Source organism: Vibrio sp. HS-50-1 (assembly GCF_024747315.1).
Lineage (GTDB): Bacteria > Pseudomonadota > Gammaproteobacteria > Enterobacterales > Vibrionaceae > Vibrio > Vibrio diabolicus.
The window spans coordinates 638,635-664,314 of the sequence record NZ_JAMPZF010000048.1 but is presented as its reverse complement, the minus strand read 5'-3'; the positions used below and the strand labels follow the sequence as shown (position 1 = coordinate 664,314).

The following is a 25,680-nucleotide window of genomic DNA, read 5'->3' as shown; positions in this document are numbered from 1 at the left end:
CTATGGGTTAAGCCTTTTTTGTTATCGGTCGTTTATGGAAAGCCCTATCGAACTTGCACCAGACTACTATCTAGAAAACTTCTTTAAGCTGACTCACCACACAGTAACCTGGTACAGCGATTTACTGACCGAGGAAGAACACGCTTGGCTTTGCTCGTTTGATTCCTTGAGCAAACACGCCCAATGCCTATTGGTGCGTTTATACAGCCGAAAAGGGTGTTGGTTTCGAAGTGATAAGCTGAGTTATCAAGAAATACCTTCTATCAATGAAGCACTGGCAGAATTGAGTCAACATGAGTTTGTGGCCCTTTCCCCAACACTCTCTCATCAAGAGTTAGCGTCTAACTTACTGACGAAACCGGAGATCTCTGCACTTTACCCAGAGCTACCGAAGTCATTAAAGAAAGATGCCCTTGTAGAGCGTTTAAGCAACACGGAATTTGATCGTTTTGAGCAGCTTGAGTTTACGATCATCAAACTCAATTCCGCCCACATGATCGACGTTTTACTCACCCTATTTTTTGCCAACACCCATCAAGACTTAAGTCAGTTCGTGCTTGATGACTTAGGTCTACATCAGTTCGAGCAATACCAATTGAGTAAAGTGCGCCGTTTCTTTGATTCACGTGAGCAAATAGACCGCTTAATTGAACTGAGCCAACTAGCCAACCTGTACTGGCAATTTGATCGAAAAGACAAAGCGAACCTCGACTTATTAATTGAGGCAATGCCTCATCCAGTTAGTCACCATTACGTAGATCGTAAACGCGAACACATGTTGAATGACATTGCGCGAGACTATGAGCGTATTAATGAGCTAGAGACCGCCCTATCTCTATTTAGCCAAACTCAGCTCACTCCGAGCCGAGAACGACGTGCACGTATCTATGACAAACTGAACCATGATGATTTATTTAGTGACATTGTCACAGAGATGCTGCAGTCGCCAATTGATGTGTCTGAGCTCGAAGTCGCACAAAAACTTGAGCAACGGTTGAAGCGAAAACAAGGCGCGAAAGTACCAAGAGTAGTGAAGCCACTCTGCTCCGAATACCATATTGAACTGGATTTATCTCAACAACGAGTCGAGCTTGCCAGTAAAGCGTATTTTGAGTCCTTAGGCTGGAATGTGTTTTACGCTGAAAATGCGTTGCTCAACTCGCTACTGGGGCTTACATTCTGGGATGCGATTTTTGCTCCTATTGAAGGGGCATTCATTAACGCTTATCAACACCGTCCTTTAGATTTATATCACTCGGATTTTGTTACCAAGCGCCAAGCTTTGATAGACACCGCTTTTGCCGAACTAGAAGCGGGCAAGACCCAGACGTTATTGGCAAAATACGATGAGAAGTTTGGCATCAGTAATCCATTTGTACATTGGAATTTAATAAGTAAAGAGCTACTCGAAACAGCGCTCAACACTATCCCAACCAATATGCTGATGGCTCTGTTCAAAATACAATTGAGCGACCTTAAGCTTTACCGCAATGGGATGCCGGATCTCATTGCTTTTAAAGAAAATGAGTTCGAGTGGATTGAAGTGAAAGGCCCTGGCGATAAACTCCAGGATAACCAATGGCGTTGGATCAAAGAGTTTACTCGCCTTAATGTCCCGTTTGCGGTGTGTTACGTCGCAGCAACTTAACTTACTCTATATAAAGAGCTTGGTGTTTGTTCACTCAAACCGCCCCTCGGTTATCGCCCCTTGCTCTTTTTTCTAAACATTTTTTCGTTTCTTCACGATCGCTTCACGCTTCTTCACACAAAATGCGCTTCTACTCACTAAGTTGATTTGAAGAGGCAAAATAAAATGAACAAAACACTTCTTGCGTTACTTGTTACCTGCTCAGTTTCGGTATCTGCGGCTCCTTATGTAGGTCTGGAATATGGACTAGGCACCACTGACCATGATTTGGAACCTCACTTTTCAACTGACAACGTAACACTCAACCCTGAGCTTGAAGACGGTATTTTCTCAGGTTTTATCGGTTACGCGTTCAATGACAACTGGGCGCTAGAGTTGGGCTACAGCCAATTTGACCTTGATGATAATCGTTCAAAGAACCTTGGTATCAAACAAATTGATGGCAAAGATTACCATCATGAAATGGATTGGGATACGTCAATCAAAGCCAAGCAAGTGTCGTTGGCACCTGTGTTTAACTATGCATTAAATGACAAATGGACAACAAAATTCAAAGCGGGTCTAACGTACACGCAATACGACACCAAAGTTTCGAAACATCAAGAATACGAGCTTGTCGCGAACGACGATGTGGAAATGAACAACACGCTTTTCCACAACACAGAGAAAAACAACGAGCTAGGCGCAATGTTCTCAGTGGGTGCGGAATACAGAATTTTCCCGCAGCTCACCATAGGTGCAAACGCAAAATATCAACTAGACCGATACGCGAACACTGCATCCTTTAACGTAGGCACAACTTACTACTTCTAATTTAAGGGGACGATAATGAAAAAAATGATTTTAGCATCCATGTTTGCCCTACTTTCAAGCTCAGCTTTCGCCGCGTTTAATGGTCCAGAAATAGGCGTAATTAATTCGGTGAAAGAGGCGCACAACGCAACCGACGACAGCGCAGTCATGTTAACCGGGCACATTGTTCAATCTCTTGGTAACGAGACTTACTTGTTCAAAGATGAGACTGGTGAAATCGAAGTGGAAATCGACAATGAAGATTGGATGGGGCTAGACGTTGGTCCAAACGATAAAGTGACGATTCGAGGCGAAGTTGACTCAGAGTGGACAACCAAGCAGATCGACGTAGAGACCATTCAAAAGCTTTAATTCGCCTGACACCTCAACACAAACAACACAGCCACATATTGGAGGCTGTGTTGTTTATGGGCCGTGAAACTACTAGTTTAGCTGACCAAGCAAGGACAATCTTCCGGCAAGACTAATCGTATACTCTTAGACTGAACATCAAACCGTATTGTTCTCGAATGATATGGTTCGCCATCTAAATTGAGCGGTAGTGGATTTGGGAAGTCTATCTCCAACCAGCTTGCTCTTGTGTGTTTTACAAACTCACCTTTCTCGCTAGGATTATTGATCTCTTCGATAACTTTTGGCAGCTCATGAGGCAAGAATGGACGCACCAATGTTAGATCCATCAAGCCATCATTAATCATCGCCTTCGACGCTAACTCTTGTCCACCTCCAGCTAAGCGGCCATTGCAGAAAGCGCCAAGCAACATTTCTCCCTGATAAGCCCCGCCTTCAATTGTTATTGTTCCGTCATAAGGTTTAAAGCCGAGCGCTTTTACAACACCAGTTAGTGTATAAGCGCCGCCACCAAGAAAGTTTTTAAGTTCAACAGGCGTTTCTGCCGTAACTTCTGCGCCAAACCCTGCTGTTGCCACGTTAATAAAGTAGCGATCGTTAGCCTTGACACAATCGACCAAAGCAGACTGCCCTTCTACGGCGAGAGATAAAGAAGCCTTGATAGAAGCTGGCACTTGGATCGCGGTGGCAAAATCATTTGCGGTACCAAGAGGGATAATGGCTAACTCAGGGCGTTTTTCTTCTTCAATTTGGATAATCGCAGAAGCCGCCTCATTGACGGTCCCATCGCCACCAGCGACAACAATACGTTCAATCCCTTCATCAACCGCTTCTTTCACCAAGCGCGGCATGTCTTGAGATTCCCAAGTCACTCGCACTTGCACATCGACGCCCTTGTCTCTCATTTTCATGATTGCATCTCTTAACTCTGGGTTCCCAGCTTTTTTGCCGTTAAGGATGGCACGTATTGTCTTCTTCATTGCACTTCCTATTGGTTGATGACTTTCCCTGCTTGTTTAATCTGTGATCGCAACCATTGATGAGCACTGTCGTTTGTCCGACTAGGATGCCATATTGTGCAGAGCTCATAGGTTTGTTCATCAAATGGCATAGATAAAGATTTAACATGATAGGTGTTGCTGAACAAGTTGATCATCGACTCGGGCATTAAACCAATATATTCACTACCAAAGATAACAGGTAGCATTTCCAACACGCCAGAAGCTCGATACTTTATCTTTCTTTTGTCCAAGTCGACAATATCATCGGCGTTTAACAAGCTCTTACGACTCTGCCACTGCGAAACCACCACATGTTCTTCTTCAAAAAATTGTTCAGCCGTAATCTCGTTCTTTAAGCGTGGGTGCTCCTCGCTACACACCACCACCAAGCGCTCAGTAAGCACAGTTTCAACTTTTAAAACTGTTCGTGCTCTTGGCGCGATATCAATGATCAAGTCGTAACGTTGCAAACGCAGATCGCTTTCAAAATCTTCTGTAAAGAGTGGATGAACCTCTAAAGCAATATGTGGTGCCAACTCACGGATCTGTTTCATAACTTGAGGGAGCAACTCAAAACTTGCAACAGAGACACAAGCAATGGAAAACACTCGATTCGATACTTTAGGGGCAAATTCGCTAGAAGCCGCCAGAGTTGAAGTAAAGTTTTGCACCGAAGTAAGCAACGCAGGGTAAATATCCATAGCAAAAGAGGTAGGTTCTACCCCCTTGGTACAGCGATGAAATAAAGGTTCGTCATAAATATCACGAAGGCGTGCCAACGCTTTGCTGACTGCGGGCTGCGTGATACTGAGACGTGCTGCCGCTTTAGATAAGTTCCCCTCTTCATAAATGGCAATAAAGATGGGGATGAGATTAAGATCGGTCGGTTTCATGCTATTAAATTTTTCGAAAATCACTTTTTCTATTTTAATCTAACAGCATGATAGTTAACGTAGCCAAGTACAAGAAATGGGCGGTACGACCTGTTTTAATGAGTTTTAACTCAATTTTGACGTACTCCACTCACCGCGTAAGTGAGTAGCTAACGTGCAAGCCAATACTTACATTAAGATTTGCCTAAATATGGGGTAAGAAACTCGCTGACTTCCTCGCCGCATAAACCAATTTCTACCTCAATACCGGCTTGTTTTAGAATCTCGATACCTCGACCACTGTTGCGCGGATCTGGATCCAACATGGCTACGACGACTTTGCCAATACCGGATTTTACTAATGTCACCGCGCAAGCTGGCGTGCGACCTACAAACGAACACGGTTCGAGCGTAACGTATGCCGTCACCGCTTCTAACGAGCCTTGATATGCATTCAGCGCTTCTACTTCCGCGTGGTTGCCACCAATAGCTTGAGTATGACCTTCTGAAACGATTTGATTGTCTTTCACTAACACGCAGCCAACCGGCGGGTTGGGTTGACATTCAGGAAGCGCATTTTTGGACAATTCCAATGCGCGGCGCATAAACTCTTGGCTCATTTGAACTCTATTCTCTAATAAAAACGGGGCGCTATATTAGCGCCCCGTTTTATTCATTGCCATCTCTTCCAATGACTTTGTCCAGTTCTGGTAACGCTCGCGGTATACGGAATTTAAAGCGTTGTTGTTTGGTCTGGATCTTGCGCCACATCGACTTCATTAAATGAGCGCTATTTTCACCATTTTGCATTCGCGACGCACTTTTTTGCCACGATTCACTCGTATCGGCTTTGGTCATTTCCAGCTCTGCCGTATTTAAACGCAATTGTTTGTACAATACGGTCCTTGCTTCAGACCAACGTTTAGTCTTTAACAGACGGTGGAACGTCAACCATGCTGGTGTCGGTCTGTTGCGGTAGTAACGCTTAATGGCTACCAATGAAATAATCACAAAACCCAGCAATACAAGCGTGGATACAATCCATGCAAAGTACGTTTTGATGAAGGATTTCAACGTGTGCTTCGCGGCAAATGTTTTGCCCTCTAACACCACCGTTTCCACTTGCTGAGTCTTACTGTTCCACCAACGGAACTCATAATCTGGCAGGGTTAATTCACCACCTTGTTGAATCACGTACACGCTCTCTTCTGTGCGTGTTGACTGGTAATCACCACGTGTTTGCGTATCTGTCAGACGGTGGGGTTGAGGATACGCTTGGTAACGGGTTGTTGATTCTCCTTTCAACAAGTCTGGTAGCAACACAGATAGCGAATCTTGAGCTGAAATAGTGATTTTACGCGTGATTGCATCCCCAGCTTTGAGTGACTCAGTGGAGGTTTCCCACTCTTGTGTTACGTCTACGTGCGTTGCAGAAAACCAAGGCGTATCACCGCTCAACAATCCCGATGGCAAGACAGTTTTGAACTTAATCGGCTGCGTGTAAAGTGTGCCTGACACCTTCTCGCCGTCCGGCGCCGACACCTGAACGCCCACAGCGACAGGTGGAATCACAAAATCACCAGTTGCTTGTGGATACAAAGTCACTTCCCAGCGTTGACGCGACCAAGTTTGTCCGCCCTTGTGCTCCGTGAAGTTAGTGGCTAACTGATTACGCTGTTTGGCGATAACATTGGGCATTTCAATACTGCCAATTCGCGTCCCCCCCGTAAACCAGCGCGGCGTTGCCACTTCGATGGTTAAAATGACTTGCTCATTGACACTAAAACTTGGCGTTTTACGCTTTTCTCCAGCCGTTGGTTGTTGACCAACCCACGCTTGCAACTCAACACCATGATTGCGTTGAAGATCGTAAATGTCCTGAGCGAAAACGTGACGACTTACGAACAGACTCAAACAAACCACTAACCATGCTACTATCCGTGCAGGAAGTGCAAAAGAGGTAACGCGATGGACACTCATCATCATTGGGCAGCCTCCTCTGTATTGTGTTCCATTGTCGTAGTTGAGCTACCCGTTGTTGGCGAGCGTAATTGAATTTGAAATTTAGCCCGTAAGAAATACTTCGGATCCGCTTCGACTCGCTTTAGCCACTTGTCGGCTAATTCTTGGCTACCTAAGATGTCGTCTGCGCTTAACGTCTCTTTAATCATCAACTCTGCTGACGTTTGTTCATCCGCTCCTTCTGCGGTTTGAGGGTTGTCGCCTAGCTCGGTTGACGCCTCTTGCTCTGTTCCGGCTTGACTTTCACTCATCTGATTTATCTCATCGACGATGCCAGCAATCACTTTCAAGTTGTGCTCAACATCAGGTCTTAACGACTCGCTCAACGTTGGCTTGCTGGCTAGGGATTTTAACAAGTCACGAGCAGCCAAATATTCACGCTGGCGCGCCAATGCGCTCGCCGCATTGTAAAGACCGTAATCTCTAACCTCTTCGGACGGGTCGTTTTGCATTTCCAAAAACGCACTGTGCGCGAGCTCAAACTCGCTAGCGTAGTAGTACGCCGTGCCTTTGCGTAATGGATCGACAAAGTGTTTTGCAGCTTCTAAATACGCTTGTTGGTTGAACAAACGCTGTCCTTGTTGGTCTGGCGTCAGCCACAAATCCCACCACCATTGCGCCACCTTGTCGAAGGTCGTCACTTTTTGCACAACTTGTGGCTGCTCGGCTTTCACAGAAATGTTCTCCGCCATTGCACTGGTCGGCATCAACAGTGTACCGCTCACCATTGCAATCACGCACCACTGCACTAACCACCCTTTTCTAAACCACAGCATCATGATCAACGCGATTGGGAACAGCAGTTGATAACCCATGTCTTTCCAAGGCATTGAAGATTCGCCATTAAGCTGCATATTGCGCTCAACGTATCGATTCAGTTGTTCGATATCACTGTTATCGACCGTCACTTCCACCAATCGACCGTTGGTCTGGCTGGCCAGTTTTTGCAGAGAATCCAAATCCATCGGGTTGTTACTCACGATGTCTGTATTCCCCGCAGCAAGAATTAACAGTTGATAAGGTTTGCCTGCAAAATACGCTTGGTATTGCTTAATTGTGGCCGGGTTCACGCCGTCGCTCACCAACAAAACGGTGGAGCCTGGTTGACCTTGCAATTGTTGATCAATTAACGGTAGGGCTTTTTCAGCAAGCTTACCTTGCACGGGCATGATTTCTGGCGTAATAGCCGCCAAGAATGGGTCAAATACTTTGCTGTCTTGAGTCACAGGCATCGCCACATGAGCACTGCCCGCAAATACGACTAAACCCGTTTTTCCGCCTTTTCGCGCGACTAGCAAATCGCGTATTTTCTGTTTGGAACGCTCAAGGCGGCTTGGTGGGAGATCTTTTTGCAGCATCGAGTCGCTGTTATCAAGCACCACAAGCATAGAGGCTTTATCTTCGCCAAAGGGAGAAGATTCTCGTTGCCACGTTGGGCCTGCACAAATCACAATGGCGATGAACACAATCAGCATCAAGAGCTTAAGCGGCAGTTGCTTACGCCAGCCTCGCTCACCTATCGTCAAAGCATTGCGTAAATGTTCGGGCAGAATATCCTTCCAGCTTGGCTTGCTTTCTTCTCGCCAGCGTAACCACACCAAGAAAAACATGGGGACCAAAGCCAGTAACCACAGTGGTCGAATAAAATGAAACTGCGTAAAGAATTGCGTCCAACTAAGAGAATCAAACATCGCTCTCTCCTAATGATGATCGTGTAACAGCCCTTCTTTTGAGTGTTGCGACGCTGAACGCGAGCAAATGCATGATGACCACTAACGCCATCAAGTAATGATGAAGGCTTTGTTTTGGGCGGTATGTAGTGCTTTCGTAAAGTTGAGGTTCCAGTTTGCCAATTTCGTCGTAGGCAGCCGATAGTTCATCACGGTTGAGTGCTTCAAACGCTTCACCGCCGGATTCTTTCGCAATGCGATGAATCGTGTCCATATCCAACGCGGTTTCACCTATCGTTTCCGGATCGCCCATCGCAATGACGTGTACTCTCACGCCTTTGGCTTTCGCAACTTTCGCCGCATCAATCGGTTCAACAAAACTGCCCGTGTCGTTACCATCGGTTAATACAATCGCGACTTTTTCACGGTTTTGGTCTTGTTCTAAAGCACTACGCGACTTATCGCTTTGCTCAAAAACTTTAATCGCTAAGCCAATCGCATCACCAAGATGGGTACTCTGCCCTGCCATTGCCACATCGGTTTGGTTAAGCAGTTCGAGCCACACTTTTTGGTCTGCGGTAAATGGCGTTTGCACGAAAGCAGCATCACCAAAAAGCACCAAGCCTAATCGGTCACCTTTACGAGACTGAACAAACTCCGACAGCACTTCTTTTGCCGCATCAAGACGAGAAATTTTTTCGCCTGTACGTGAGGTGAAATCTGGCTCGGCCATGGAGCCCGAAAGATCCACCACCACCATCACATCGCGGCCTAAACTCGCGCGAACTTGAGGCTCGCCTAACACGGTGGGTTTTGCCATCGCACACACCACCAAAAGCCATGAAAGAATTAACGTTGCTCGCTGCCACCAACTCGGGGTCAACTGGCTTGCACCTTCTGATGGCGTCTCGCCAATCGCTTCCACCAGCTGACTAAAAAACGGCACTTTGATCGCCATTTGCTTAGTGCGATATGCGGGCACCAAGTAGTACACCACCAACGGCAAGGGCAAAACCAGAAACCACATTGGGTGAGCAAATTCAAAACCAGACAAACCAGTTATCGATGCAAGAAGATCATTCATGTTGACCTCCCTGATGTGCTTTGCGTTTCAATCGTGGTGATTTATTTGCCGCGCTTTTTTGAGCATCACAACGGTGCTCACTCACCCAGTTTTTCGCACGAGCAATAAGCGTTACTCGCTCTTCGTTGGTTAGCGTAACGCTTGGGTCAACAATACTTTGTAGCCAGCACTTTGAAAGCTCATCGTTAAAAACCATTTGCGAGTTTGCTTGAGAATCTTCGGTTTGCGGATACAGCGCATCGAGCTTGCGCAGAAAGGCGGTATCAAACAATTTCGCGTTGCGGCTATCAATATGAATCAGCACTACTTTAAGCACAGAGAACAATACTTTTGGCATGTCTTTGTCGCTCGATTTGATTTGCGAAATCGCCAGTAGAGCTTCTTTTCGGTAACGATTATGCCACCATTGCCGAGCCAATCGATATACGACATACACCAATGCAATGAGCACAACCGCCGCTAAAATTTTCCAGCCAATAGTTTGCGGGTACCAACTCACGCTGGGTGGTACAGCCACATCATGCAGCTCTCTGAGTATGTAGGTACTCGGAGGCGTAGGAAGATCACTCATTTAACGCCCTCCTACCAGTTTTTGGAATTGTTTAATGTGCTCACCTGTCGTATCGAGTTCGATGTGCGGAAGGTGTTTCATCGCCATAAGTTGAGAGAGTGATTGACGCTGTAAGCTAGTTCGAGCCTCAAGCTTTGCGCTCGCAGCTTCTACCTTTGCTTTGCTGTCTAAATTGAGTTGATACTGCCCATCACCAACCACCCATTTCGATTTTGCCAAATCGTCTGGTAGCGCTTGTTCTAATGGGTCACTGACCATCACTGCAAGAACATCGTTGTGCTGTTGTAGCTGTTTAAGGTGATCAAGATGGTGCTCCTCGCAGTCGCTCCAGTCGCTGATAAAAATCAAAGTGGATTGCTTGAGCTTCATGCGTTTAATAAGCTCAATCCATTGACTGAACGTTGCTTTTTCGGAATTGCGGGAGTCCACATTGAGCGATTGATTGGCTTTAGCGAGACGTTTAAGTTGCGCCAGAAGATCGTTTTGCGAACGCTGTGCCTTGCTGTGAAACAACGCCTGCTGGGATGCGATGACAAAACCGACTCGGTCGCCATCTTTTAATACTCGCCACCCACACATCGCTGCGATCTCTGCCGCGACAACTGATTTCATTACTTGCGTCGAAGCAAAAAACATTGTGCTTCTCTGGTCGACACACACGATTACGTTGCGATCTTTTTCTTCTGTATAACTGCGTACATGCGGCTTACCCGTACGCATCGTAACTTTCCAATCAAGGTTACGAATATCGTCACCCAATTGGTAATGGCGCAGCTCTTCGAAGTTCAATCCACGACCGCGAAACAACGAATTGTGTCGGCCAGAGAGTACGCTACCCGCCTTTAGGTGAGGAAGTAAACTGAATGATTCTGCTTGTGCTTGCAGACGTACTAAACGAGCGTAATCGCAGTACAAACGGGGATCCATCCCCTGTGATTTTGGCGCAAGAGTTGGCTTAGCCATAATGCCTCCCACTTACCCAATTTCTACACAATCTAGCAGCTCTTGTACGACTCGTTGGTGATCGACTCCGTCTGCTAGTGCGTCGTAGGTCAAAGAAAAACGGTGGCCCAATACAGACGGAACCATGGCACGCACATCGTCAGGAGTCACATGGTCACGTCCTTGCATCCACGCATACGCACGAGCGCATTTGTCGAGTGCGATGGAAGCACGAGGACTAGAGCCAATCTCAATCCATTTTGCTAAGTTTGAATCGGCATAACGCTCTGGCTTACGAGTCGCCATCACTAACGCAACGATGTAGTTTTCCACTAGGTCCGATACCACGATGTTTGGTAACTGACGGCGCGCTTCTAGCACCACGTCTGGCTCAATGTGTTTTGGCGTAATAATTTCGCTGCTGGTTTCCGCACCCAATTCTTCACTGCGCACCAAACGAATGATGTCACGTTCGGCGTCATCTTCTGGATAATCGACGGTAACCTTCATGATAAAGCGGTCCATTTGCGCTTCTGGCAGTGGGTACGTGCCCTCTTGCTCTACTGGGTTTTGCGTTGCAAGCACCATAAATAAGTCCGGCAATACGTGAGTTTTATCGCCTACCGTGATTGTGCCTTCGGCCATGGCTTCAAGCAGTGCCGCTTGTACTTTGGCAGGTGCACGGTTGACCTCATCAGCAAGTACAATGCTGTTAAAAATGGGCCCAGGTTGAAAGTGGAGTTGCGGCTTACCATCCAGCTCTTGATAAACCTCAGTACCCGTCACGTCAGATGGTAAAAGATCCGGCGTAAACTGGATTCGACCAAAACTGGTGTTTAACAAGTTCGCCAAAGATTTTACGGAACGTGTTTTTGCCGTTCCCGGTAAACCTTCTAGCAGAATATGCCCATTTGTTAATAACCCGATGACTAAAGCTCGAACCACGTGGCTTTGTCCAATGACGCTTTTTTCTGTTTGTTCGATGAGTTCTTTTATCGCTTGTTGTGCGTGGTTCATAGGATACCTTTTCAATGGTTTAAGCCGTCTTTTCGATATTTAAGTATAAGAACAAATGAAATAACTTAAGGTTATATTCACTATGTTATCTTTGCGGTTCTTGAGATTGGAGAAGTTGTGCAAGACCAACCAACATCGGTAACGCATAATCAAAGAACATTTTGATTCCCGAACACAAATAGTTTAGACCACTCTCACCATTCGGCGTTTTGATCAAACGGTTTTTTGGGCACTCACCCCAACAATAAGGCAAGTAAGGGCATTGCTTACAATACGTCGGCAATGAATCGCGTTTTGCCATGCCAAAAGTATATTGTCTTGTAGAGAAGGCCATTTCATTCAGTGAGTGTTCATGAATGTTGGCGAGTTTGTATTCTGGATACACATAGTGGTCGCAACTGAACACGTCGCCATTGTGCTCAATCGCCAACCCTTTGCCACAAAACTCCGCCGTCACGCAAAGCTGAGACGGTTTCCCCATTACTTGCGCCACCGCGGTTTCAAACAGATTAACCAGCACACGGCCAAGATCGTTATTCACCCACTCTTCAAAGGTCGCCATTAAAAAGCGTCCCCAGTCTTCAGGATCGACTGACCAATCCGTTACAATCGACATTGGATGCCCCGGTTTAGCCAGATCACTGCCTTTGGTTGGGATCATCTGTTCGTTCCAAAACTGCGGCGCGGTTGTTTGGAAGTTGTTGGCTTCTACCACCGGCGCAAACTGAATATAAGTCACACCCAATTCTTGGGTTAAAAATCGATATACTTCGAGCGGGTATTTCGCATTGTGACGATTCACCGTGACCAACGCGTTGAATTTCACGCCATGCGCTTTGAGCTTATCTACCGCTTTCATCACGAGATCAAACGTTGGCTTACCGCTGCGGGTTTTGCGATATTTGTCGTGCAGCTCTCGTGGTCCATCAATCGACAAGCCAACTAGGAAGTTGTGCTCTTTTAAAAACGCACACCACTCATCGTTTAGCAAAATGCCGTTGGTCTGAAGGTCGTTTTCAATGCGAACGCCTTTCGGCTGATATTTCTTTTGCAAAGCTACGACATTGCGGAAATAGTCCAACCCAAGCAGCGTCGGCTCCCCGCCCTGCCATGAGAATACAATTTCTTCGCCATCCTGACTTTCGATATAGCTTTTCACGAACGCTTCCAGTGTTGCGTCGTCCATTTTTGGCTGCTTTTCTTGGTGCAGTAGATTTTCTTTATGCAGATAAAAGCAGTACTGACAATCGATGTTGCACTTTGCTCCACCTGGCTTTGCCATCACATGGAATCGACGGTCATACGCGCCCAGAACAGGCGCTTTAGACGCCGTTTTAAGAGGAACAATAGGCATAGTAGTAGAATGGCGAGGGGAAATCTTACTCATACGTTTCTCACTATTACATATACCCAAATAACCTCGTGAGCGCTGTACAGCAAAAGTGAAGCTATTTGGGTATATAGCGCTCCAAAAAGCGCTATATAATCTTAATTTACTTAGAAGACTTAGGTACGAACGAACCTGCTTCCATACGAGGCGGGAATTCTTTGAATGTACCCATCACCTCTTTCACTGTATCCATTGCTGGCATCATTAAGAATGAACGCTCGTACATCCAACGAGAATAACCCATGCCTTGATCGCCTCGTTCAAATGGATCAATGCTCAAGTCAAAGATCAGTGGCACACGAAGTTTAGTGAACGGCTTACGCCATACATCCATACCCGTTTCATTCTCTTGAATCATAAAGTGGAACTTGTACTTTCCTTGGCGCAATGCCACAAGATCGCCGTCGTCGCTCCAGTAAACGAACTCATTTCGTGCGGATTTGTCTGACTTACCCGTTAAATATGGCAGTTGGTTGTAACCGTCTAGGTGAACTTTGTAGTCCATATCGCCAACTTTTTTGCCTTTTAGTAATTCGTCTTTAACTTTGGTATCACCTGCCGCAGCAACTAGTGTCGGGAAAAAGTCCTCTAATGACATCATGCCGTTGAATGTTTTACCTGCCTCAATTTTTCCAGGCCATTTAATCAACATTGGCACACGGAAACTCCCTTCCCAGCCAGTGTTTTTCTCTGAGCGGAACGGTGTCATCCCAGCATCCGGCCACAAATCAACCATAGGGCCGTTGTCAGTGGTGTAAACAATGATTGTATTGTCATCCACACCTAACTCTTTGATCTTGTTAAGTAGCTGACCGATTTGGTCATCGTGCTGCTTAACACCATCCGCGTAGAAACCAGCGCCTGTTTTGCCTTGGTATTCTTCAGGAACATGTGTGAAGTTGTGCATGCGAGTGGTGTTAAACCAAGTAAAGAACGGCTTGTCCGCTTTTACTTGCTTTTCTATGAAGCTCTCTGCGGCATCAAGAAACTCACCATCAACATTTTCCATACGCTTACGCGTTAGTGGACCGGTATCTTCGATTTTGCCGTCAGCGTAAGAATGGATAACGCCACGAGGGCCAAATTTCTTCTTGAACTCCGGCTCTTTAGGGTAATCCACGTTCTCTGGCTCTTCTTCTGCGTTCAAATGGTATAGGTTGCCGAAGAATTCATCAAAACCGTGGTTGGTAGGAAGATGCTCGTCTCGGTCACCTAAATGGTTCTTACCAAATTGTCCAGTTGCGTAACCCATTTGTTTAAGCACGGTTGCAATCGTCGGATCTTTTTCCGAGATACCTTCCGGAGCGCCTGGTAAGCCCACTTTTGATAGACCTGTACGTTTTGGCATTTGACCAGTGATGAATGAAGAACGGCCTGCTGTCGAGCTTTGCTGTGCGTAGAAGTTAGTGAACTTCGCACCTTCTTTAGCAATGCTATCGATGTTTGGCGTGTTGTACGCCATCATGCCTTGGTTATAGGTACTAAGGTTCCAGTAACCAACATCATCACCAAAGATGACAAGAATGTTGGGTTTGTCCGCTGCATGTGCAACTGCAGATGCAGCGCCTAATGCTAACGTACATGCGTTAAGTACGAGTTTTTTACTGCTCGTTTTGGTCGCATTTTTCATATTATCTCCAAGAGTTCGCTAGTGCGTAAAAAACGGTATTCGCTTTTCAATACCATTGTTGATATAAGATAAAGCACTAATTTCAGGCGATAAATGCAGTCAAAATTAGTTAACCTATAAATTAAATTTATGAGTGACGTTATGGACTTGAATTTGATCCAAACTTTTCTTGTTGTTGCGGAGTTTCAATCTTATACAAAAGCCGCGGAACAATTAGGGCTTACACAACCTGCTGTGAGCGCTGCAATAAAGCGTTTAGAGCAAGTCGTAGATAAGCAATTATTCGTTAAAAAAGGACGAGGTATCGCACTAACCTCCACCGCTTATCAATTACTGCCGCAATTCCAGCAAGCGGTTAGTATTATTGACAATGCGATATCTGATAGAAATCATTTTGAAGTGTGTTGTTCGGAAATTTTGTTGCACATTATGGACCCGATAAAGAACACTATTTTTTATGAATCACCACCCGAAAAATTCCTATTATTTGAGCTGTTAAGACAACAAAAAGTCGATCTAGTAATCGATACGGTGATCACGAAAGATGCAGCGTTTATTATTGAAGATGCCTATGAGGAAGAAGCCGTGGTTATCTGTCGTGAGAACCATCCCCGTGTACACGGCACGCTCACAAAAGAGCAATTTTATGAGGAAACTCACTGTTTATTTTCAGGAAAATGGAACAACATGTCGGGGTTCGAGCAACTAGCAAAGGAAACAATTCAAGAAAGAAAAGTCGACTTGATCACATCTTCGCTAGCGGGCATGGCGCTGTATGTCGCCCAAAGAGACAGTTTAGGGATCGTGTCTCAATCTTTTGCAAACAAGTGGAGCAAAGCGCTCAAACTTCAAATTTTGCCCTGCCCCATTTCGATACGCTCTATCCCTTACAAGTTCGTCTACCATAAGCGAGAGGTAAACAACCCAGCCCACATCGCTCTACGTGAAAAAATCAAAGCCAACTTAACGGCAGCCCACTACGAACCAATTTGTTTATAAATCTTGTCAATTGAAGCGTTAGGCGTTTTCGTCATCAAGCTTTCTACAAACCTTAATAGATAGAATTTTACAGATAAAAAAAGAGGCTCACTTTAATGAGCCTCTTTCTAGATGTGGAACTTCACTTAGCTTTTCTTACTTATTTGGGTTCTCTTTTAGTTTCTCCATCACTTGATCGAGCGAGAAGCTTGCTGCTTTTTGCCTTGGTGGGAACTCTTTAAACGTTTCAAGGAATCTGCCTACGTAAGCTTGCGCAGGAACAAGCATGTAAGCACGGTCTAGCATCCAATCGTAGTAAGTGTTAGAAGTGATATCAGCCACTTCGTAAGGATCCATACGCAAGTTGAAGATCTTAGGAACACGAAGTGTGGTGAATGGTTCAGCCCAAATACGCAACGTACCTTTTGCTCGTTGCTCCATAAAGACCAGCTTCCATTTGTTATAACGAAGTGCAGTTAAGTCTCCATCATCTGAGAAGTAAAAAATTTCTTCACGTGGGGCCTTATCCTCTTTACCAGTCAAATATGGTAGGAAGTTATAGCCGTCTAGGTGAACTTTGAATTTCTTACCATTCGCACTATAACCTTTGAGCAATTTCTCTTTGATATTGTCATCACCCGCGGCAGCAACGAACGTTGGCATCCAGTCCATGTGATGCATGATATCATTCGAAACAGAGCCAGCTTTAATTTTACCCGGCCAACGTACCATCGCAGGAACTCGGTACGCACCTTCCCAGTTGGTATTTTTCTCTCCACGGAATGGCGTTGTGCCTGCATCTGGCCACGAGTTCATGTGTGGGCCATTATCGGTGGAGTAAAAGACGATTGTGTTGTCTTTAATACCCAAATCATCCACTTTTTTCAGCAGCTGACCTACATGATTATCATGCTCGACCATACCATCTGCATACTCGCTGATGCCTGTTTTTCCAGAGTTCTCTTCTTTCACATGAGTACGGAAGTGCATACGAGTTGCGTTCCACCAGACAAAGAAAGGTTTTTCAGCCTTGACTGCACGATCCATAAAGTCGAGTGCCGCATCTAACGTCTCTTCATCCACGGTTTCCATGCGCTTGCGAGTTAGAGGTCCTGTATCCTCAATTTTGCCATCAGCGTACGAACGGATAACGCCGCGCGGACCGAACTTTTTACGAAACTCAGGATCTTTAGGATAATCGACGTTTTCTGGCTCCTCCTCGGCGTTCAAGTGATAAAGGTTGCCAAAAAATTCATCGAAGCCGTGATTAGTAGGAAGGTGCTCATCTTTATCACCTAAGTGGTTTTTACCAAATTGCCCTGTCATATAGCCCATCGGCTTCAGCATTTCGGCAATGGTTGCGTCCTCTTCCTTCAAGCCAAGATCAGCACCTGGAAGCCCCACTTTACTCAAACCTGTTCTAAGAACGGTTTGGCCCGTAATGAAAGTAGAACGGCCCGCTGTACAAGATTGCTCACCGTAATAGTCAGTGAACATCATGCCTTCTTTGGCGATACTGTCTATATTTGGTGTTTTGTACCCCATCAAGCCAAACGTGTAAGCACTGAGATTGGACTGGCCAATATCATCACCCCAAATGACGAGAATATTTGGTTTCTCTGCTGCGATACTGCTACTTGTCGCACCGATTAAAGCGGCGGCAAGAATCGCTAATCGGCGTTTAACGCCATATTTCGCTGTCATATAAACCTCTGTGTGTATTAGAAAAGTGCTTCCTGCAACAGAATGTATAGTTCACAAATGGCGGATAAGCGAATTTACTAAATGAGAATTCTTTCTATCTTTGCCTAACATTACACCGTTATTTGTAGCTAATACGCACTCCAATAGCACTTTAGTTCAGAGCGCCATCGCATCATTCATCACTACTGGTAATCTCAAGTATTAAGATTGTCTACGCATATCACAGTGCTCATAAAGTACCTGATTGCTTTTATATAAATATTAATGATAATACGTTTTACTACTATTAATAATTAAGGTACCCGTGTGCTTGACTCCAAGGTTTCAAATGGAAAAACTTCCCAATGCCAACACAACGGCGTTCACCATAATGATGAGGAGCTATTACTAGATAAGCGCACTCACTCTGTGGTACTCAATTACTTGCCAAACAAGAAATCTGTTCAGTTAACAAGCATTCAATTTAAGCTGCTGCAAACTCTCACTCACCATCAAGATCAAGTGCTTAGTAAGCATTTTCTTTACGAAACAGTACTAAAACGTGAATTTACTGAACATGATCGAGCACTCGATATGCACATGAGCAGAATGAGAAAGCGTCTAGTTCACGAAGGCGTTCCAACAGACAGAATTCAGACAGTCCACCGCCAGGGTTACATTTTCAAGCGCTCAGACAATCAACAGAAAAATTAACGCTAATTGACCCAACTTTTGGTAATTGAACGCTTATTTTGCTTTAATTAATGCAAATTCTAACCACGTAAAATAACTCAATGAATTTGCGCTTAATTTTTACACTTTGCATCGCTACTTTGTTTGCCGGCTGTGCAACTTATGCTGGTCTTAACTATGATCAACTGTTTGGTCCACAGCTCGTGCGTGAACGCACAGTTGACGTGGAAACCCCTCAAGCAAACTTCTTCCAAAGCGAAGTTAAACCCATTATGGATAACCGCTGTGTCGTCTGCCACGCGTGCTACGATGCACCATGTCAACTTAAGCTCTCTTCCGTTGAAGGCATTGACCGCGGTGCGAGTAAAGCACTGGTATATGAAGGAACAAGACTCACAGCAGCAGCACCAACACGCTTATTCGAAGATGCCGAAACAACCCAAGAGTGGCGCGATGCGGGTTTTCATCCGGTACTTAACGAACGTGATCAGAGCATGGCGGCTAACATTGATGCAGGCCTCATTGCACGTTTGCTACAACAAAAAGAACGCCACCCGCTGCCTGATCAAGTCCAGTTAGAAGGTTTTGATTTTTCGATAGACCGAGAACAAACCTGTCCAACAATTGAAGAGTACGAACAGTACGAAAAAGATAACCCAACCTGGGGAATGCCTTTTGGTATGCCAAACCTATCAAACAGTGAATACCACACACTGATGACTTGGCTGGAAAACGGCGCGATAATGAACGTTCACCAACCAATTAGTGAACAAGAGCAAGCTCAAATTGACAAGTATGAAACTTTGCTCAATCGCACTGATCTAAAAAATCAACTGATGGCTCGCTATATTTACGAGCATTTGTTTTTGTCTCACCTCTACTTTTCAGAACTCACTGAAGATCCTCGATTCTTTACGTTAGTTCGTTCTTCTACTCCACCGGGGCAACCAGTAAAACGTATTTCAACACGTCGCCCGTACGATGATCCCGGGGTTGAGCGCGTGTTTTATCGAATTATTCCAGAACAAGGGACGATTGTAGATAAAACACACATGCCGTTTGCATTAAACAAGCAACGTATTGAAAACTGGAACACATGGTTTATCGATGCTGATTACACGGTTAATCAACTACCGAGTTATGAACCTGAAGTTGCTGCAAACCCGATGACATCATTTATCGATCTTCCGGTTAAATCACGCTTCAAGTTTATGTTGGACAATGCGCAAAACACGATCATGGCTTACATTAAAGGGCCAGTTTGTCGTGGCCAACTTGCATTGAATGTTATCAATGATCGCTTTTGGATATTCTTTCTAGATCCAGATAAAGCAGATATCCCTGAAGTAAATGAGTTTTACCGATCTCAGGCTGATAACCTAAGACTGCCAGCAGAGCAGGAAAGCAACACGCTGCCTGTTACCAACTGGGTTAAATACGCGCGTCAGCAAGCTCGCTACCTAGAAGCCAAGTCTGAATTTACCAATAACTGGTTTAAGGAAGGCGAAAACCTATCCACCGACGTAATTTGGGACGGTAATGGCACCAACCACAATGCGGCATTAACGATTTTCCGCCACTTTGACAGCGCGTCAGTCGTACAAGGGTTAGTTGGCGAGCAACCGAAAACGGTATGGATTCTTGACTACGCGTTACTAGAACGCATCCACTATTTGCTCGTTGCTGGGTTTGATGTGTACGGCAACTTCGGCCACCAACTCATGACACGAATGTTCATGGACTTCTTGCGTCTGGAAGGCGAAAGTAACTTTATCTCGTTGCTGCCAACCGACATGCGTCATGAACTGCAATCAAGCTGGTATAAAGATCAAAGTCCACAGTTAAGTGACTTTTTACAACGCAACGTGAACCCATTTAACCAACCAACCAGCGTCGAGTACAAAACTAACGATCCAAAAACAGAGTTAGTCGAGTTGCTTAGAGAACGAGTCTCAGATGTTCTTCTTCCGCGCTACGAGATTAAAGATACTGAGCTTTCTGCTCAAAGTGAAAAACAGCTCCAACGTATTGGCCAAGTTCGTGGAGAAGGCCTGAAAACCGTTCCGCAAATCACCATGCTTATGGTGAGAAGCCAATCTGGAAAAGATGAGTTATTCACCCTACTTCACAATAATGCACACACGAATATTTCTAGCTTGTTTGATGAAGAAAGCAACCGCGACTTTGCTAACGATGATATGACCATCGTACGTGGCGTTGTGGGAAGCTACCCAGCGGCATTTTTCTCGATCAACGAAAATCAAGTAAAAGAATTTGTCGATCAATTTAGTGCCATCCAAAATGAATCCGATTACGTTAAGTTGTTGGATAATTTTGCGATTCGCAGAAGCTCAGAAAAATTCTGGCCGTTTAGCGATCGTCTGCACAATTGGTACCGTACAAAACAACCGATCGAATTTGGATTACTTGACTATAATCGTTTTGAGAATCGATGATGATTTAAGGGGGTTCTCATGGGTATCCGAGATAACATTGCCGCTCTTGAACAACAGATTTACGTTGCTTGTTCTGAGGGAGACTACGAAACGGTCAACATGCTTGAGCATCAACTCGAATACTTGCGTGGCAAAGTGGAGCATCCTTTTGATGACGACCCTTATGCCCTAGACACTCGATTCGAGTGGGAAGATGACATGACCGAATAGAAAAAACCTCCGGCTTGCCGGAGGTTTTTGTTTTTGGGATGCAATTGATTTACTTCGCCATCAACTCATCAAGAGCTTGAATTGATTCAGACACTTGAGACGCCAATTGATCTTTACTCGCCATGTAGGTTTCTAAAGGTTGAGGCGCTGCTTCAATTGCTTGGCAAGAGTTCATTAATGCCGTAAGCCCTAAACTCCCCGCGCTACCTTTTAGTTTGTGAGCAAGGTTCTTCACTTCTTCACTGTCATTACCACCAGCAGACGCTTGCAGCTTGCTTAGTACATCGGCACTGGTCGTTCTAAACAGATTAATGATGTGCAACATCTTCTCTCTGCCCAAGATTTTCATATCGGACTCAATCACGCTCGGGTTAATGATGACCACATCTGATTCCTCTGTTTTAGGGACTTGAACAACCTTTGATTGTATCGCTTGTTCTTGAGACGAAGTTTGATCAAACGGGGTACAGTCGGCATTTTGTGGCAACAACAACGGTTTTCCATCCAGCGCATCCTGAATCAATGCCGCTAGGGCTTCTTTTGCCAATGGTTTAGGTAAATACCCGTCAAAACCTGCAGCTAAATAGCGCTCAACTTCTTCGGCAAAAACGTGTGCAGACACTGCGATCATAGGCGTAGCAGCAAGGGCTTTATTGGCTGGTTTGTTACATTCAATTTGTTTCAAACGTTGGATTAACTCGGTTCCATCACAGTCTGGCAAGTTGATGTCGACTAAAGCGATATCAAAATCCTGCGTGCTGATCAGTTGCTCTGCTTGTGAGCCGTTTTCTGCCATCACGACCTGGTGGCCCATGCTTTCTAAAAAGCCTTCCGCAACCACTCGGTTTACTTCATTGTCTTCTACCAACAAGACTTTCGCTTTCACTTTGCAGCGCGCGGTTGCCACTGCACCGGTTTCAACAGGTTCACTTTCCTCTAATAGAATGGAGAACCAGAATCGACTGCCATGTCCTTCTTCAGAATCGACTTCTAAAATACCGCCCATCGCTTCAATGATTCGTTTACTGATGGCAAGGCCAAGCCCCGTTCCTCCAGTTTGACTCATCCCACCTTCGGCTTGCGTGAAGGCATCAAACAACGTTCTCTGATCTTTTTTGGCAATACCTATCCCGGTATCTGATACTTCGAGTAGGACTTGCGACTCATCCTCTGGGTTGAGGCTAACGTAGATATCAATTTCACCTTCGTCAGTAAATTTAATCGCGTTTCCGACAAGGTTGTTCAGCACTTGACTGATTCTGGTGACATCCCCTTTCCAATAGCGACTTACATCACTTTCAATATGATAGGAAAACAACAGCTTCTTCTCTTGAGCTCGGCTGTTCATTAACTGGAAAGTGTCTTCAACCATTTGGTGTAAATCGAAGCCCATGTGGCGAATCTCTAAATGCCCAGCTTCAATCTTGGAGTAGTCCAGCACATCATTCAGAATCGCGAGCAACGTTTTACCACTGCGGTTGATGATTTCCGCATAACGCTTTTGAATAGGATTAAGGCCGGAGTCAATCAACAGACGTGCCGTTCCGAGCACCCCATTCATCGGCGTTCTGATCTCATGGCTCATGGTCGCCAAGAATGCTGATTTAGCTCGACTCGCTTGCTCTGCTTGCTTACGAGCTTTCGCGTGATTCAAAACCTCTTCATTCAAACGGCGGTTCGCTTGTTTTAACTGCGAAGTGCGTTGCTCAACGAGCTCTTCCAAATGCTCTTTGTGCTCTTCGAGCTCTCGCTTGGCTTGAGCTTCTCCCTCTGCGACCACTTTTAGCGCTTGCGCTGTATTTCGAGCCGTGATGATAGCTTGCCCCATATGCGCTAGCTCATCTTTGCCTTTTACCTCCAGCTCGACGGCTAAGTTACCCTGCGCCACAGAAAGCAACGCAGCAGAGTACTCTGCCAATCGCTTAACCACAGAAAGGTATACAACACGCCATAAAATCAGCACCAACACAATCAAACCAACAATTGAAATCACCGTTAGAGACCACTGAGCGAATTTCAGCGTGCTCGTCAATTCATCCACAGCGACGGTTGTCGTTTTGTTTGAATCATCAACCAATTTGTTTACGGTACCATTCAGCTCCGAAAACAATTCCAGTGTCTTTTGCATCAGTTGTTGAGATTGTTCGTTATTCTCATACTGCTGCATCAAAATAGTGAACACGACCTGACGCTTACCGAGCTCTGTTAGTAGTTGGCTCATTTGTTTAGAGCGAGTGGGATCTTCCACGGCAAGCACACGGCGCTTCATGATTTTGAGATTACTTTCAAAATCACTTTGCACCTGCTGGATGCGCTCAATATTGGTTAATGTGCGAGCTTCTTCAATTTGATTCAGCATTTTAAAAGCCAATAAGTGCAGCTCATGCAATCGCTCCGTCAGATCTAGATCCACTTCCACCAGCGCATCTAGTGCCTGATAAACTTGCGATTTTTTATTCGATTCTAATAAGTCATAGATGTGTGTGACGTTAGCAACGGCAATGGTGCTCGTGTTCTGAACTTGCGTGCGAGTTAGCTGTTCCAACTCTTCACTCAGTAAGCGCATCTCTTCGACACGAGTATCAATCTCTTTTGCCAGCCACAGCTTTCTTTCAACCGAAACACCAAGTTCTGCCAAGTTGTCGATAACGTTCTGGACGTTACTCTCGAGATCTTCTAGCAATTGAGAATCAAACGACTCACTCCCCAGCTCTTTGATATGAGTAAGCAATGATTCGAGCTGTTCGAAAAGCACACGCCCAGACTCTTTTCTTTCCTGCTCGTTTCTTGCGTTTGATAACAGTTGTACAGACGAAATGATGCGAGTACTCAACTCAGAGACTTGCCTCGCTTCAATCATGGCGGGAATTGCAGAATCCACGACATTTCTTTCCGTCTTGGCAACTAAAGAAAATCCAGACACACCAATAAGTGCCGATAACATAACCAGCATTGCCATCGCAATGAAAGACAACAAGAGTTTACGACCGATGCTTGCGGTTGCTAGCAACATATTTTCATGACCTTAATGTTCGTGTTCAGCGACATATTACGTTATATTTTGCAGTGTTTACTTAATCTATGCCAACGAACTTCATTTCATGGTTAAAAATCAACACGCATTTCGCACAATTTTCAAACATTCTGCAGTCACATTAGCCCTCGTCGCTTCTTTACCAGTGGTTGCAGCAGAAAAAGTATGTGCCATTTACCCTCACCTAAAGGATTCATACTGGTTATCAGTAAACTATGGAATGGTGTCCGAAGCGAAAAAAGAAGGCGTCGAGCTGAGAGTCCTTGAAGCGGGTGGCTACCCAAACAAAACGCGTCAAGAGCAACAACTCGCACTGTGCAGCCAATGGGGAGCAGATGCGATTGTCCTTGGGACCGTGGACCCACAAGCCTATGAACATTCGCTTAAGAATTGGGTCGGAAACATTCCTGTCTTTGCTACTGTGAACCAACTCGATCTGGATGAAGAGCAAAGTGAGCTGTTAAAAGGTACGGTCGGTGTTGACTGGCACTGGATGGGATACGAAGCAGGAAAATATCTGGCTGCTCGCCATCCAAAGGGATCAGGAAAAACAAACATTGCCTTACTTTTGGGGCCGCGTACTCGTGGAGGCACGAAGCCCGTGACTGCCGGATTTTATGAAGCGATCCAAGGAAGTGATATCAACATCGTTGACTCGTTTTGGGCAGACAACGACAAAGAGTTACAGCGTAACCTGGTTCAACGTGTGATTGATATGGGAAATATAGATTATATCGTTGGCAGCGCGGTTGCGATTGAAGCCGCTATCAGTGAACTGCGTAGCGCAGGCAAAGCTGAGGAGATCGGCTTGGTTTCTGTGTACTTAAGTCACGGTGTTTACCGAGGCCTATTGCGTAACAAAGTACTCTTCGCGCCAACAGATAAAATGGTGCAGCAAGGCAGGCTTTCCGTCATGCAAGCAGCGCATTACTTAAGGGGAAAAGAGTATGACAAACATGCCTCACCAACGATCAAACCACTGACTCCGAAGACACTTCATGACGATACGATCGAAGAATCGTTATCTCCGTCAGAATATAGGCCGACATTCCGTGTTAAGGCTGTTGATTGAAAGACAAAAAACGTGTTCTATTGAATAACAACAATTTTAAAATCATACAAACGGAAACATCTTGATGCAAAAAACCATTCGTACCATGCCAACCCACAAACATGTGGCTTTGGTTGCCCATGACAACTGCAAACCTGAGCTACTTCGCTGGGTAAAAGAAAACAAAGAAAAACTGCAGAGTCACTTTCTTTACGCAACAGGCACAACCGGGCACATGTTGAGCAAAGAAACTGGACTGGCGATTAAGAGCATGATCAGTGGCCCAATGGGCGGTGACCAACAACTTGGCGCGCTCATTTCAGAAGGTAAGATCGACGTTCTCGTTTTCTTCTGGGATCCGCTAAACGCCGTACCTCACGACCCAGACGTTAAAGCGCTTCTTCGTATTGCTAGCGTTTGGAATATTCCTGTGGCAACGAACCGAGCCACCGCTAAGTTCCTGTTTAACTCCCCTCTTCTTGAGCAAGAAGTAGATATTGAAGTACCGGATTACGAAGCGTATCTTGCTGAACGCATGTAAGCTTTGATTCCAACCGAATAACG

The 25,680-nt window shown here is 45.3% G+C and carries 22 protein-coding genes; 9 read left to right on the top strand and 13 right to left on the bottom strand.

Translation table 11 applies throughout. From position 1 onward, the window contains the following. Positions 1 to 34: 34 nt before the first annotated feature. The 3 genes from NDJ01_RS22140 to NDJ01_RS22130 all read left to right on the top strand — a co-directional run bounded on the left by NDJ01_RS22140 (position 35) and on the right by NDJ01_RS22130 (position 2,812). On the top strand, positions 35 to 1,648 hold the full coding sequence (locus tag NDJ01_RS22140) for a VRR-NUC domain-containing protein (protein WP_258587357.1): 1,614 nt from the start codon (positions 35 to 37) through the stop codon (positions 1,646 to 1,648). A gap of 165 nt (positions 1,649 to 1,813) precedes the next feature. Next, positions 1,814 to 2,461 (top strand): AcfA family outer membrane beta-barrel protein, encoded by a 648-nt coding sequence (locus NDJ01_RS22135; RefSeq protein WP_258587356.1) that lies wholly within the window; start codon positions 1,814 to 1,816, stop codon positions 2,459 to 2,461. A 15-nt stretch (positions 2,462 to 2,476) separates the two neighbouring features. Then, the gene (locus NDJ01_RS22130) at positions 2,477 to 2,812 is read left to right on the top strand and encodes a NirD/YgiW/YdeI family stress tolerance protein (RefSeq protein ID WP_139061038.1); all 336 of its coding nucleotides are present in this window, start codon (positions 2,477 to 2,479) and stop codon (positions 2,810 to 2,812) included. A gap of 77 nt (positions 2,813 to 2,889) precedes the next feature. Here the strand turns inward: NDJ01_RS22130 and yegS are convergent, their stop codons facing one another. The 11 genes from yegS to NDJ01_RS22075 form a co-directional block, all read right to left on the bottom strand. Further along, on the bottom strand, positions 2,890 to 3,792 hold the full coding sequence (gene yegS, locus NDJ01_RS22125; RefSeq protein ID WP_134645607.1) for a lipid kinase YegS: 903 nt from the start codon (positions 3,790 to 3,792) through the stop codon (positions 2,890 to 2,892). Between the two features lie 8 nt (positions 3,793 to 3,800). After that, the gene (locus NDJ01_RS22120) at positions 3,801 to 4,706 is read right to left on the bottom strand and encodes a LysR family transcriptional regulator (RefSeq protein ID WP_258587355.1); all 906 of its coding nucleotides are present in this window, start codon (positions 4,704 to 4,706) and stop codon (positions 3,801 to 3,803) included. A 173-nt stretch (positions 4,707 to 4,879) separates the two neighbouring features. Further along, on the bottom strand, positions 4,880 to 5,305 hold the full coding sequence (locus NDJ01_RS22115) for a bifunctional diaminohydroxyphosphoribosylaminopyrimidine deaminase/5-amino-6-(5-phosphoribosylamino)uracil reductase RibD (protein ID WP_170892613.1): 426 nt from the start codon (positions 5,303 to 5,305) through the stop codon (positions 4,880 to 4,882). A 49-nt stretch (positions 5,306 to 5,354) separates the two neighbouring features. Then, on the bottom strand, positions 5,355 to 6,671 hold the full coding sequence (locus tag NDJ01_RS22110; protein WP_258587354.1) for a BatD family protein: 1,317 nt from the start codon (positions 6,669 to 6,671) through the stop codon (positions 5,355 to 5,357). Continuing rightward, the gene (locus NDJ01_RS22105; protein WP_258587353.1) at positions 6,668 to 8,398 is read right to left on the bottom strand and encodes a VWA domain-containing protein; all 1,731 of its coding nucleotides are present in this window, start codon (positions 8,396 to 8,398) and stop codon (positions 6,668 to 6,670) included. The genes NDJ01_RS22110 and NDJ01_RS22105 overlap by 4 nt, the downstream gene beginning before the upstream one ends. After that, complete coding sequence (locus NDJ01_RS22100) at positions 8,391 to 9,461, bottom strand: VWA domain-containing protein (RefSeq protein ID WP_171342901.1); 1,071 nt, start codon at positions 9,459 to 9,461, stop codon at positions 8,391 to 8,393. The genes NDJ01_RS22105 and NDJ01_RS22100 overlap by 8 nt, the downstream gene beginning before the upstream one ends. After that, the gene (locus NDJ01_RS22095) at positions 9,454 to 10,032 is read right to left on the bottom strand and encodes a DUF4381 domain-containing protein (protein WP_054729304.1); all 579 of its coding nucleotides are present in this window, start codon (positions 10,030 to 10,032) and stop codon (positions 9,454 to 9,456) included. The genes NDJ01_RS22100 and NDJ01_RS22095 overlap by 8 nt, the downstream gene beginning before the upstream one ends. Continuing rightward, entirely contained in the window at positions 10,033 to 10,995 is a 963-nt protein-coding gene (locus NDJ01_RS22090; protein WP_132937204.1) for a DUF58 domain-containing protein, read from the bottom strand. A 12-nt stretch (positions 10,996 to 11,007) separates the two neighbouring features. After that, positions 11,008 to 11,991 carry a MoxR family ATPase gene (locus NDJ01_RS22085; RefSeq protein ID WP_005376549.1) on the bottom strand — a complete coding sequence of 328 codons (984 nt, stop codon included), beginning with the start codon at positions 11,989 to 11,991 and terminating at the stop codon, positions 11,008 to 11,010. Between the two features lie 85 nt (positions 11,992 to 12,076). Beyond that, positions 12,077 to 13,378, bottom strand: coding sequence for an anaerobic sulfatase maturase (locus NDJ01_RS22080; RefSeq protein WP_033906479.1), 1,302 nt, complete (start codon positions 13,376 to 13,378; stop codon positions 12,077 to 12,079). A 106-nt stretch (positions 13,379 to 13,484) separates the two neighbouring features. Beyond that, a complete protein-coding gene (locus tag NDJ01_RS22075) occupies positions 13,485 to 15,011 on the bottom strand; it encodes an arylsulfatase (protein ID WP_171342900.1) in 1,527 nt (508 codons plus the stop codon). Positions 15,012 to 15,152: 141 nt separating this feature from the next. Between NDJ01_RS22075 and NDJ01_RS22070 the strand changes: the two genes are divergently transcribed. Further along, on the top strand, positions 15,153 to 16,010 hold the full coding sequence (locus tag NDJ01_RS22070) for a LysR family transcriptional regulator (protein ID WP_005376559.1): 858 nt from the start codon (positions 15,153 to 15,155) through the stop codon (positions 16,008 to 16,010). A gap of 135 nt (positions 16,011 to 16,145) precedes the next feature. Here NDJ01_RS22070 and NDJ01_RS22065 read toward each other — a convergent pair whose 3' ends face one another. Next, entirely contained in the window at positions 16,146 to 17,693 is a 1,548-nt protein-coding gene (locus NDJ01_RS22065) for an arylsulfatase (protein ID WP_005376560.1), read from the bottom strand. Positions 17,694 to 17,999: 306 nt separating this feature from the next. Here NDJ01_RS22065 and NDJ01_RS22060 point away from each other — a divergent pair, with 306 nt between their 5' ends. The 3 genes from NDJ01_RS22060 to NDJ01_RS22050 all read left to right on the top strand — a co-directional run bounded on the left by NDJ01_RS22060 (position 18,000) and on the right by NDJ01_RS22050 (position 21,031). Beyond that, complete coding sequence (locus NDJ01_RS22060; protein ID WP_005376561.1) at positions 18,000 to 18,386, top strand: winged helix-turn-helix domain-containing protein; 387 nt, start codon at positions 18,000 to 18,002, stop codon at positions 18,384 to 18,386. Positions 18,387 to 18,466: 80 nt separating this feature from the next. Further along, positions 18,467 to 20,821: a fatty acid cis/trans isomerase gene (locus tag NDJ01_RS22055; RefSeq protein WP_258587352.1), complete on the top strand. Its 2,355-nt coding sequence runs from the start codon at positions 18,467 to 18,469 to the stop codon at positions 20,819 to 20,821. Positions 20,822 to 20,839: 18 nt separating this feature from the next. Beyond that, entirely contained in the window at positions 20,840 to 21,031 is a 192-nt protein-coding gene (locus NDJ01_RS22050) for a hypothetical protein (RefSeq protein ID WP_005376565.1), read from the top strand. 49 nt (positions 21,032 to 21,080) lie between these two features. On the opposite strand, the gene torS is transcribed toward NDJ01_RS22050, so the two are convergent. Next, positions 21,081 to 24,044 carry a TMAO reductase system sensor histidine kinase/response regulator TorS gene (gene torS, locus NDJ01_RS22045; RefSeq protein WP_258587351.1) on the bottom strand — a complete coding sequence of 988 codons (2,964 nt, stop codon included), beginning with the start codon at positions 24,042 to 24,044 and terminating at the stop codon, positions 21,081 to 21,083. 43 nt (positions 24,045 to 24,087) lie between these two features. On the opposite strand from torS, the gene torT reads away from it, so the two are divergent. Together torT and NDJ01_RS22035 are read left to right on the top strand one after the other, a co-directional pair. Further along, positions 24,088 to 25,137, top strand: a complete 1,050-nt coding sequence (gene torT, locus NDJ01_RS22040; protein WP_082244885.1) for a TMAO reductase system periplasmic protein TorT — start codon at positions 24,088 to 24,090, stop codon at positions 25,135 to 25,137. A gap of 64 nt (positions 25,138 to 25,201) precedes the next feature. Further along, entirely contained in the window at positions 25,202 to 25,657 is a 456-nt protein-coding gene (locus NDJ01_RS22035; protein WP_005376571.1) for a methylglyoxal synthase, read from the top strand. Positions 25,658 to 25,680: the final 23 nt, after the last annotated feature.

What these genes read in the sequence shown, in the direction of transcription:
- NDJ01_RS22095 (WP_054729304.1), bottom strand. Translation starts at nt 10,032, where the DNA reads ATGAGTGATCTTCCTACGCCTCCGAGTACCTACATACTCAGAGAGCTG.
- NDJ01_RS22090 (WP_132937204.1), bottom strand. Translation starts at nt 10,995, where the DNA reads ATGGCTAAGCCAACTCTTGCGCCAAAATCACAGGGGATGGATCCCCGT.
- NDJ01_RS22055 (WP_258587352.1), top strand. Translation starts at nt 18,467, where the DNA reads ATGAATTTGCGCTTAATTTTTACACTTTGCATCGCTACTTTGTTTGCC.
- NDJ01_RS22135 (WP_258587356.1), top strand. Translation starts at nt 1,814, where the DNA reads ATGAACAAAACACTTCTTGCGTTACTTGTTACCTGCTCAGTTTCGGTA.
- NDJ01_RS22035 (WP_005376571.1), top strand. Translation starts at nt 25,202, where the DNA reads ATGCAAAAAACCATTCGTACCATGCCAACCCACAAACATGTGGCTTTG.
- NDJ01_RS22080 (WP_033906479.1), bottom strand. Translation starts at nt 13,378, where the DNA reads ATGAGTAAGATTTCCCCTCGCCATTCTACTACTATGCCTATTGTTCCT.
- NDJ01_RS22085 (WP_005376549.1), bottom strand. Translation starts at nt 11,991, where the DNA reads ATGAACCACGCACAACAAGCGATAAAAGAACTCATCGAACAAACAGAA.
- NDJ01_RS22105 (WP_258587353.1), bottom strand. Translation starts at nt 8,398, where the DNA reads ATGTTTGATTCTCTTAGTTGGACGCAATTCTTTACGCAGTTTCATTTT.
- NDJ01_RS22140 (WP_258587357.1), top strand. Translation starts at nt 35, where the DNA reads ATGGAAAGCCCTATCGAACTTGCACCAGACTACTATCTAGAAAACTTC.
- NDJ01_RS22115 (WP_170892613.1), bottom strand. Translation starts at nt 5,305, where the DNA reads ATGAGCCAAGAGTTTATGCGCCGCGCATTGGAATTGTCCAAAAATGCG.
- NDJ01_RS22050 (WP_005376565.1), top strand. Translation starts at nt 20,840, where the DNA reads ATGGGTATCCGAGATAACATTGCCGCTCTTGAACAACAGATTTACGTT.
- NDJ01_RS22065 (WP_005376560.1), bottom strand. Translation starts at nt 17,693, where the DNA reads ATGACAGCGAAATATGGCGTTAAACGCCGATTAGCGATTCTTGCCGCC.
- NDJ01_RS22075 (WP_171342900.1), bottom strand. Translation starts at nt 15,011, where the DNA reads ATGAAAAATGCGACCAAAACGAGCAGTAAAAAACTCGTACTTAACGCA.
- NDJ01_RS22100 (WP_171342901.1), bottom strand. Translation starts at nt 9,461, where the DNA reads ATGAATGATCTTCTTGCATCGATAACTGGTTTGTCTGGTTTTGAATTT.
- NDJ01_RS22070 (WP_005376559.1), top strand. Translation starts at nt 15,153, where the DNA reads ATGGACTTGAATTTGATCCAAACTTTTCTTGTTGTTGCGGAGTTTCAA.
- NDJ01_RS22130 (WP_139061038.1), top strand. Translation starts at nt 2,477, where the DNA reads ATGAAAAAAATGATTTTAGCATCCATGTTTGCCCTACTTTCAAGCTCA.
- torS (WP_258587351.1), bottom strand. Translation starts at nt 24,044, where the DNA reads ATGTTGCTAGCAACCGCAAGCATCGGTCGTAAACTCTTGTTGTCTTTC.
- yegS (WP_134645607.1), bottom strand. Translation starts at nt 3,792, where the DNA reads ATGAAGAAGACAATACGTGCCATCCTTAACGGCAAAAAAGCTGGGAAC.
- NDJ01_RS22120 (WP_258587355.1), bottom strand. Translation starts at nt 4,706, where the DNA reads ATGAAACCGACCGATCTTAATCTCATCCCCATCTTTATTGCCATTTAT.
- NDJ01_RS22110 (WP_258587354.1), bottom strand. Translation starts at nt 6,671, where the DNA reads ATGATGATGAGTGTCCATCGCGTTACCTCTTTTGCACTTCCTGCACGG.